The following is a 6,837-nucleotide window of genomic DNA, read 5'->3' as shown; positions in this document are numbered from 1 at the left end:
GTCGGCATCGACACGGGCGAGGCGATCCGCATCGTGCAGGCGGCCCTGACCTCCGGCGCGGCGGCACCGGCCTCGTCGTGACCGCGACCCGGCCGCGAAGGTTTCGGGATGCCGGTGTCTCGTTTCACGTACGCTCGGATCATGGTGCGAAGCCGGGCGGAAGACGTGGAGGGCTACCTCGCCGAGGTGCCCGAGGAACGCAGGGAGGCTCTGGTCCGGCTGCGTGAGCTGTGCCGTACGGAGCTGCGGGGATTCGCCGAGGTGATGGCGTACGGGATGCCCGTCTACCAGCGGGACGGCGTCGGGGAGATCGGCTTCGCGAGCCAGAGGCAGTACGTCTCCTTCTACCTGATGCGCGACGATGTCCGCGAGGCCTTCGCGGAGCGGCTGGCGGGCCAGGACATGGGCAAGGGGTGCCTGCGCTTCCGCGGGCCGGAGAAGATCGACTTCGTGCTCCTCCGGGATCTGCTGCGGGCCACGGCGGCCGGACCGGGCGAGATCCGCTGACCGCCGTGGCGCGAGGTCGTCACCCGGACACGGCCGTCGGCCGGAGCCGGCGCCCCCGAGACACTCGCCCCCGCCCGGAGGAGGTGCGGGTGCCGGATACGCCGCGACGGCGCCCCCGGGGTTCCCCCGTCAGGAACCGGCCGCGATGTTCGGCGCGTCCGTCCCGGCCGGGACGACAGAGGTGGTCATGCCGTTCAGCGTGAGCCTGAGCGTCGGGGCGATGGTGCCGCCGAAGCCGGCCCGTGCCCGCGCGGCGTCCGCGTCCCGGAGGTTCACGCCCCGGTGGGAGCGGTAGTTGGCGAAGCTGACCACGTGGAGGTCCGGCAGCACGATCCAGGCGTAGGCCTGGTCGGGCGCGAGGGAGGGGTTCCGGAGCACGAGCCCGGATCCGTTCAGCGGTTCGTAGGGTCCGGTCAGGCTGGGCGCGGCGAACCCGTACAGTCCGGTGGGCGCGCGGCCGGCCGGGTGGAAGGTGTGGCTCTGGGTGCAGAAGAAGAGGTAGTACAGGGAGTCGTGGACGATGACGTGCGGCCGTTCGAGTTCGTGGTTGACGCCTTCGGCGACGAGGAGGGGCGGCAGCAGGGACCAGGCGTCGCCTCGCGGCTCGGCGAGGGCGATCGCGCCGGTGAAGGCGCCCTCCCAGGCGGTGGACGCGGCGACGAGGAGATGGTCGCGCCCGTCGGCCGGGTCGCGGAACCAGCCGGGATCGCGGAAGGCCCTGATACCGCCCGGCGCTCCGTCGGCCTCGTCGGCCGGCAGGTACATCCGGCCGTCGGAGCGCAGGACCTCTCGATGCTCGGCGTCCCGCCGCAGCACGATCCGGTCGTCGTCGGCGACCAGGACGGGGCGGGTCTCGACGACGCTCTGCCGGTAGGTGGGGCGGGCCTCGCCGCGCCGTCCGGCGGCCGTGTAGAAGACCGACACGGTGCCCCCGGGCCGGCGGACCGCCGATCCCGACCATTCGCGGCTGCCGGGCGAGGCGCCGTCGGCGAAGGCGTCGCCCAGGTCCCTCCACTCCTGGCCGTTCCTGCCGAGCAGGCGGATCCGGGCCCGGTCGTGGCGCTCCTCGGGGTGACCGAGGGCGGGCGCCGACAGGGCCATCCACAGCTCGTGGCCGCCGGCCACGCTCGTCGAGCCGTCCTCCTCCTGGATCGGCCACAGGTCCCACAGGTCGTGGCCGGGCAGGATCCGCGGCGCGTCCGCGGGGCCGATGACGGGCGCCGTGGTCACGTCGCTCTCGGCGAGCAGGTCGAGGTGCCGGCTGGTCCAGTACGCCGGTCGGCCGTCGCTCACGCGGCACCCCGCCGGCGCGGATGACCCTCGGCCCGTTCCGCGAGCGTGCCGGAGCGGCTCGCCGCTCCCCGCGCGGCGTCCGATCGTCCTCGTAGGAGCATGGGTGATCTCTTCTTTCACTCGTGGGATGTGGGCCTGCCGGGACGTGCCGGTCAGGCGAGGGCGAGGCGGCGCGTGCCGGGTTCGACGGCCCGGTGACTTCGACGTGGTCGCCGAGCTCCGCCGGGGACCGCGTACACCCGCTTCGTCCCGCCCGCCTCGACCCCGCCGTGGAGCGGCGGCGTCGCGCTCATCGCCGTCAGCCCTTCAGGGAGCCCTGGAGCAGGGCCTTGACGAAGTGACGCTGGAAGATGAGGAAGATCACGAGAGTGGGCGTCAGGATCAGCAGCGATCCGGCGCACAGCAGCGGGATGTCGGTGCCCCACTGGCCCTGGAAGGCGCCCAGGGCGCCGGACATGGTGCGCTGGGTGGGGTCGTCCACCAGGACGATGGCCAGCAGGAACTGGTTCCAGGTCCACAGGAACAGCAGGATGCCCAGGGACGAGATCGCCGGCATCGCCAGGGGGACGTGGATGCGCCGGAACAGCTGCCACACGTTGGCGCCGTCCATCCGCGCGCTCTCCGACAGCTCGGCGGGCATGTTGACGAAGTGGGCGCGCATCCAGAAGACGCTGAACGGCATGAACAGGCCGATGAGCGGCAGGATGATGGCCCAGCGCGTGTTCAGCAGCCCCATGTCGCGGATCTGGTAGTACAGCGGCGTGATGATGCCCTCGAAGGGGAGGGTGAGGCCGAGCACGAACAGCAGGAAGACGACGCGGCCGCCGATCACCCGCAGGTGGCCGATGGCGAAGCCGGCCATCGTGCCCAGCAGGATCGAGATCGGCACCACGCCCAGCACGATGAGGGCGCTCGACTTCAGCAGCTCGCCCATCCTCGCGGCCTGGAAGGCTTCGAGGAAGTTGCCCCACCGCGGGTCGTCGGGCCAGGCCAGCCCGGCCGGGTAGGTGCCCGAGGGGTGCAGGGCGGTGACGAACAGGCTGAGGAACGGCAGGAGCGTGACCGCCATCATGAGGATGAGCAGCAACCGGCCGGTCCAGGCCTCCCGTCCTGCGGTGATCATCGGTTGCCGTCCTTCGCGAACCACTGGATGGGCAGGGCGCAGGCGATCACGAGGAGCATGAGCACCACGGCCAGGGCCGAGGCCATGCCCACCTCACGCTCGGAGAAGGCCAGGTAGAAGATCTGCAGACCGGGGACCATGGTCGTGTTGCCGGGGCCGCCCTGGGTGGAGATGTAGATGATGTCGAAGCTGGCCAGGGCGGCGATGACGGTCAGGGTGACGCAGACCGCGATCTCCTGGCGCAGGCTGGGGACCGTGATGGAGACGAACTCCCGCCACGCGCCGGCGCCGTCGAGCCGGGCCGCCTCGTACAGCGCCGGGTCGATCTTGCTCATGCCCGCCAGGAGCAGCAGCGTGCACAGGCCGAGCAGGACCCACGCGCCGATCATGCCGACCGCCGGCAGGGCGGTGTCGAAGTCGCCCAGCCAGGCCCGGGTCACCTCGCCGAGGCCGACGAGGGTGAGCAGCTGGTTGACCACTCCGGTGGAGGCCAGCAGCCAGCTCCACGCGATCCCGGCGGCCACCAGCGGGATGACCTGCGGCAGGAAGAGCACGGTCCGCGCCACGAGGGCGAGCCTGGTCGCGGCGATGCGCCGGATCGTCGCGGCGATCGCCAGGCCCAGCACGACCGGGATCGCGCTGAAGAACACGATCAGCTTGAAGGCATTGACGAGCGAGTCGGACAGGTCCGGGTCGGTGAAGACCTCGCCGTAGTTGGCCAGTCCCACCCAGGTGGAGGCGCCGATGCCGTTCCACTCGTACAGCGAGTACTGGAACGTCGTGGCGATCGGGCGCAGGACGAACACCGCGTAGAAGGCGAGCGCCGGGGCGACGAACAGCCAGCCGACCAGGCCGCGCGGGTCGCGCAGCCTGGTCGCGACCGGCCGCCGGTGCGCGGATCGGGCGCCGGCGGGACGGGTCATCACCTGCCTCAGTTCCCTTCGGTCTGGTCGGCGTAGTCGGCCTGGACCTTCTTCAGCAGCTCCGGCGCGGTCTGCTCCCCGGCCACCAGCTTCTGCAGCTGCGGCGTCCAGCTCTTGGCGTAGATGGCGCCGGTGGCGTTGGCGATGAAGTCCATCGAGCCGTTGTCCTTGGCGAGGTCCGCCCCGGCCGTCAGGGTGCTCGCGGTGACCGTGTCGGACGCCACGGCCGGCATGTACGCGTCGGCCGGTCCCATCGGCCGTGATCCGCCGACCTTGACGCCGATCTCGCGGGCCTGCCTGTCGGTGGCGACCCAGTTGAGGAAGAAGGCGGCGCAGTCGGCGTTCTTGGCATTGGCGCCGATCCCGAAGGTGAGGGGCGCCGACATGGCGGCGAGCTTGCCGCCCTGCTGCGCCGGCGGCATCAGCAGGAAGCCGACGTCGCCCGGCATCTGCTTGTCGAGGTTGCCCGACTCCCAGTCGCCGTTGAACATGAACAGGCCCTGGCCGTCGATGAAGCGGCTCATCATGGTGGCGTAGTCGAGCGCGTTGGCATCCTTCGGGAAATATCCTGCCTTGACCCACTTCTCCAGGTGCTGGGTGGCCTGCAGGTTCGACGGGGTGTCGATGGTGGCGCCGGGCTTCTGGAAGATCCAGTCGTTGATGGGCCCGGTCGGGCCGTAGGAGGCCATGAGGTTCTGCAGCGGGAACGCCAGGCCGCCGGTGGCGCCGCCGTTGAACTGCAGGATGGGCGTGATGCCCGCGTCCTTGGCCTTGGCCAGGGCCTGGTCGAGCTCGGCCAGGGTGGTGGGCGGCGTGGACATCCCGATCCGGGTGGCGAGCTTCTTGTTGTAGAAGACGCCGGTCACGCTGACGTTGAGCCCCAGGGCGTACAGCGAGCCCTCGCCGCGCGGCCGCCCGCCCGGCCCCAGGCGCAGCTGCTCCAGCTGCGAGGCCGGCCACCCGTCCCAGCCGAACGCCGTCGCGTAGCCGTCCAGGTTCTTCAGCAGGTCGTCCTTGACCAGCTCGGAGACCTGGGGCAGGCGCATCAGGTCGGGCGGGTTGTCCACCAGCACCCGCGGGGCGTTCTGCGTGATGACCGCGAACTGGTCCTCACGGATGTCCCAGGTGACGTTCGGGTGCTGCTTGGTGAACTCGGTGGTCAGCGCCTTGGGCAGCGGGAAGCCGGTCTCGAAGTAGCCCTTGAGGGTGACCGGCGCCGTGCCGCAGGTGGGCGCCGCGGACACCGGCGTGCTGCTGGCCTGGGGTTGCGGGCTGTTGGCGCCCGGAGCCGCACAGGCGGCGGCCAGCGTCCCCATGGCGATCACAAGCGCGGCCCCGGACCTGCCGGAGCGGACTCGACGAGCCATGTGCATCTCCTTTGCTGCCTGGGACCATCGGCACCGGGCTGATGTCCCGACCTGTTGCTAAATCGGGTTAGCGCCCGATAGTCTCACCACGCGCTTCATACGATGTCAACCCCCCGTAACACACTCTTGACGATCGGAGATTCTGGGTGAGCCCACGACGGGTCACGCTGGCCGATGTGGCCACGGCCTCCGGCGTCTCACGCACGACCGCCTCGCTCGTGCTGTCAGGCCGAGGCCGCGAGCTGCGCATCTCCCGGGACGTCGAGCAGCGCGTCCTGCGGGCCGCCGAGGAGTTGCAGTACCGGCCCAACATCGTCTCCGTGGGGCTGCGTACGGGCACCACCCGGACGATCGGCTTCGTCTCCGACACCGTCGCCACCTCACGGCTGGCGGGTGACATGATCAAGGGGGCGCTCGAGGCCGCCCGTGAGCGCGGCTTCATGCTGTTCATCGGTGAGACCGAGGGCGAGGCCGAGCTCGAACGCCTCCTGCTGCAGGCCATGCACGACCGCCAGGTCGACGGGATCATCCTGGCCTCGATGTTCACCCGCACGATCAAGGTGCCCAAGGCCGTCACGGCCGCGCCCGCCGTCCTGCTCAACGCGCTGCCCAAGCAGCCCACCCCGCTGCCCGCCGTCCTGCCCGACGAGGTCGAGGCCGGCCGCCGCGCGGCCCGGGTCCTGCTCGACGCCGGCCACCGCGAGGGCATCTACCTGGTCGGCGTCGGCCCCGACCCGCGCGACGTGCACCCGGAGGCCTTCGCGGCGATGGAACGGCTCGTCGGCATCCGTGAGGCGCTCGGCGAGGCGGGCGTCGAGGTGGCGGGCGCTCGCACCTGCTTCGACTGGCTCCCCGAGTACGGCCTCACCGCGACGCAAGACCTCCTGCGGACCGTCCGGCCGCGTGCGCTGATCTGCTTCAACGACCGGATCGCGATGGGCGCGTACCAGGCCCTCGACGACTTCGGGCTCAAGGTGCCCGCGGATGTCTCCGTCGTCTCCTTCGACGACCACCCCATCGCCTCGTGGGTCCGGCCCAAGCTGACCACCGTGGCGCTGCCCCACTACGAACTGGGCCGCAAGGCCGTGGACGTGCTGTTCACCGAGATCGAGCGCGACCGTGAGGACACCGGGCAGGTGGGCCGGGTGCACCGGGTCCCGATGCCCGTCCGCGAGCGCGAGTCCGTCGCGTCGTCACCCGCCGGGGAACCTCCCGGCTGAACGCCGCGCCTTTCGCGCTCGACCGCGGTGCCGACCGCGGTGCCGACCTCGACGCCGGCTTCGACGCCCGTCGAGGGCGCGGGAGGGGGCGCGGCATCGGGGCGGCGAGGCGGCGAGGGGCGTCCGGACGCGCTCAGGCGAAGTAGTGCCCCTCCTTCAGGTCGGCGATCGGCCCCGGACCGGTCGGCCGCCATCCGAGCAGGTCACGAGTGATCCGAGCCGAGGCGGGGCCGTCGACTCCCCAGAAGCCGCCGAGCCGGCCGACGTACTCCTGGCCTCCTCGGCCTCCTCGGCCTCCTCGGCCTGCTCGGGGGTGAGGGAACGCCGAGGTGTGACGCGAAGACCTCGGCGACCTTCCGGATCGGGACGCCCTCGTCGCCGACCGCGTGCAGCACCGACCCGGC

At 71.4% G+C, this 6,837-nt stretch carries 6 protein-coding genes; 2 read left to right on the top strand and 4 right to left on the bottom strand.

From position 1 onward, the window contains the following. Nucleotides 1–141 precede the first annotated feature (141 nt). A complete protein-coding gene (locus tag AC5L38_RS31925; RefSeq protein WP_495246521.1) occupies nt 142–507 on the top strand; it encodes an iron chaperone in 366 nt (121 codons plus the stop codon). A 129-nt stretch (nt 508–636) separates the two neighbouring features. Here the strand turns inward: AC5L38_RS31925 and AC5L38_RS31920 are convergent, their stop codons facing one another. The 4 genes from AC5L38_RS31920 to AC5L38_RS31905 all read right to left on the bottom strand — a co-directional run bounded on the left by AC5L38_RS31920 (nt 637) and on the right by AC5L38_RS31905 (nt 5,213). Next, complete coding sequence (locus tag AC5L38_RS31920) at nt 637–1,800, bottom strand: glycoside hydrolase family 68 protein (protein WP_495246520.1); 1,164 nt, start codon at nt 1,798–1,800, stop codon at nt 637–639. A 298-nt stretch (nt 1,801–2,098) separates the two neighbouring features. Continuing rightward, nucleotides 2,099–2,923, bottom strand: a complete 825-nt coding sequence (locus AC5L38_RS31915; RefSeq protein ID WP_495246519.1) for a carbohydrate ABC transporter permease — start codon at nt 2,921–2,923, stop codon at nt 2,099–2,101. Continuing rightward, nucleotides 2,920–3,846 carry a carbohydrate ABC transporter permease gene (locus AC5L38_RS31910; RefSeq protein WP_495246518.1) on the bottom strand — a complete coding sequence of 309 codons (927 nt, stop codon included), beginning with the start codon at nt 3,844–3,846 and terminating at the stop codon, nt 2,920–2,922. Before AC5L38_RS31910 ends, AC5L38_RS31915 begins: the two co-directional genes overlap by 4 nt. 8 nt (nt 3,847–3,854) lie before the next feature. Next, nucleotides 3,855–5,213, bottom strand: a complete 1,359-nt coding sequence (locus AC5L38_RS31905) for an ABC transporter substrate-binding protein (RefSeq protein ID WP_495246517.1) — start codon at nt 5,211–5,213, stop codon at nt 3,855–3,857. 146 nt (nt 5,214–5,359) lie between these two features. Here AC5L38_RS31905 and AC5L38_RS31900 point away from each other — a divergent pair, with 146 nt between their 5' ends. Then, nucleotides 5,360–6,433 carry a LacI family DNA-binding transcriptional regulator gene (locus AC5L38_RS31900; protein ID WP_495246516.1) on the top strand — a complete coding sequence of 358 codons (1,074 nt, stop codon included), beginning with the start codon at nt 5,360–5,362 and terminating at the stop codon, nt 6,431–6,433. Nucleotides 6,434–6,837: the final 404 nt, after the last annotated feature.

This window comes from Streptosporangium nanhuense (assembly GCF_059358815.1).
This window is presented reverse-complemented; position numbering and strand designations above follow the sequence as displayed.

Bases quoted from the DNA above. Each gene is read 5' to 3' on its own strand.
- AC5L38_RS31905 (WP_495246517.1), bottom strand. From the start codon at position 5,213: ATGGCTCGTCGAGTCCGCTCCGGCAGGTCCGGGGCCGCGCTTGTGATC.
- AC5L38_RS31915 (WP_495246519.1), bottom strand. From the start codon at position 2,923: ATGATCACCGCAGGACGGGAGGCCTGGACCGGCCGGTTGCTGCTCATC.
- AC5L38_RS31925 (WP_495246521.1), top strand. From the start codon at position 142: ATGGTGCGAAGCCGGGCGGAAGACGTGGAGGGCTACCTCGCCGAGGTG.
- AC5L38_RS31910 (WP_495246518.1), bottom strand. From the start codon at position 3,846: ATGACCCGTCCCGCCGGCGCCCGATCCGCGCACCGGCGGCCGGTCGCG.